Source organism: Citricoccus sp. (assembly GCF_035445025.1).
Lineage (GTDB): Bacteria > Actinomycetota > Actinomycetes > Actinomycetales > Micrococcaceae > Citricoccus.
The window spans coordinates 1-1942 of the sequence record NZ_DAOMPX010000157.1 but is presented as its reverse complement, the minus strand read 5'-3'; the positions used below and the strand labels follow the sequence as shown (position 1 = coordinate 1942).

Here is a 1942-nt window from a genome sequence, read left to right as displayed (position 1 = left end):
TCCTGCTGATCTTCGTCGCCGTCCAGGTCATCTGGTCCCTGTTCCGGTCCTCCACCGCCGGAGTCATCCGGGCCCTGACCGTCACCGTGGTCTGTGTGCCGGCGGTGTACGTGGTCGCCGGGTTGATGTTCGTGGTCCTCGGGGCAGTGGACCAGATGAGCCTGTGGATCCTGCAGGCCGGAGAACGCGGCGGAGAGGAAGCAGCCCTGGGGGCCATCCTGCACCTGTTCGGGCTGACCTACGACGCAGCCAACGGCCAGGTGCTCATGGACGAGAACTACGCCCAGTGGCAGATGGCCACCAACACCGAGAACCCGGGCATGGCCATCCTGCCGTTCATCATCGGGATCATCATCGTCGGGGTCTGCCTGCTGCTGATGCTGATGATGATCTTCCGCCTGGCCGTCATCGTCCTGCTGACCGTGATGATGCCCGCCGCCGTGTTCTCCCTGAGCCTGGAACCGGCCAAGGCCGTGTTCACCCGCTGGCTCTCGGTGGTCTTCGCCCTGATCCTGGCCAAACCCGCCGCCGCACTGGTGGTGAAGATCGGCATGGTCGCCGCCTCCATCGGCACCGACTGGGTCCAGCTGGCCGCCGGGATCGTACTGATCGTGATGGGCGCAGCGATGCCCATCCTGATGCTCACCATGGTCTCGTTCCTGACCGGCGGGGCCTCCGAATCCATGGAACGCTCCGCCGTGGCCAGCGGCAACACCATGATGCGCCAGGGAACCAACGTGGTCCGCGGCGGGGCCCGCAAGGCCGGACAGATCACCCGCCCAGCCCGCACCGCCGCCCGACTCGGCCGCTAGCGACCCACCCCCACCAGAGACCGCAACACCAGCAGACGTGCGAGAGAAGGACAACGTAGCCATGGCCCATCAGATCCTCGAACAGCAAGTGGACTCCCCGTGGGACGGGGCCCGGTTCGCCCGGGAACGCACCACCGGGGTGCTGCTGGGGTTGAGCTGGCCCCAGGTCATCACCCTCGGGGTGGCCCTGGGGTTGATGCTGCTGCTGGTGTTCACCGGTGGCTTCCCCCGCGGGTTTTTCACCGCCCTGGTCCTCGGTGCGGTGGCCGCCGGGATCGTCATCCCCACGGTCATGGGACGGCCCCTGATCGGTTGGGCCGGGCTGTGGCTGCGCTACCTGGTCCGCGGGGCCCGCAACCAGCTGACCTTCGTCCGCCGCGACGGCACCGACGACGATGAGACCCCCACCGAACCGTCCTCCCCGGTGCTCTCCCCCGGTGAGACCAGCACGTCTCGGGATGAGGCCGGGCGGATCAAGCCCGGGGCCGGGGCCCGGTTCCGGCTGCCCGGGGAGGCCAACGAACTGCGCGTGTACACCCTGCCCAGCGGGGCCGGATTCGTCTACGACCCGCGCCGGGGCGAGGGCATCGTGTGCGCGAAGATCAACACCTCCAAGGCCTTCGCCCTGGAGTCCTTCGACGCCCAGGAGGACCGCACCGCGAACTGGCGCGAAGCCATCTCAGCGATCGCCCGGATGCCCGGGGTGGCCCGGATCCAGCACGCGGACCAGACCACGCTGATCTCCGGGTCCAAGGTCATGGAGTTCTACAACGCCAAGGGCGCCGAAGCCACCGACGAGGGCCGGCCCAGCGGGGAGGCGGTCAACCCGTTCCTGCACGCGGCATTCGTGGAGCTGATGGCCGAGGCCCAGGACATGCCGGTGCACGAGACCTGGATGACGATCGTGCTGTCCCGGGACAAGGTCGCCAAGCGCATCAAGTCCCTCGGCGGTGGGCTGCCCGGGTTCATGAACCTGGCCCTGTCGGTGATGACGACCATCGAGGGCACCCTGCCGGCCTCGGGGACCACCGTGCAGGCCTGGCACTCCCCCCGGTCGCTGGCCGCCCTGGTCCGCTCGGCGTTCGACCCGCAGGCCTCGGTGGTCATCTCCGAACGCTCCGGGGACTGGG

2 protein-coding genes are annotated in these 1942 nt (G+C 68.7%); both read left to right on the top strand.

The window, feature by feature from the left end; translation table 11 throughout:
- The coding region (locus tag PLJ28_RS15775; protein ID WP_324590429.1) for a hypothetical protein at positions 1 to 812 on the top strand (812 nt) is incomplete at its 5' end.
- A gap of 61 nt (positions 813 to 873) precedes the next feature.
- The coding region (locus PLJ28_RS15770; RefSeq protein ID WP_324590428.1) for an SCO6880 family protein at positions 874 to 1942 on the top strand (1069 nt) is incomplete at its 3' end.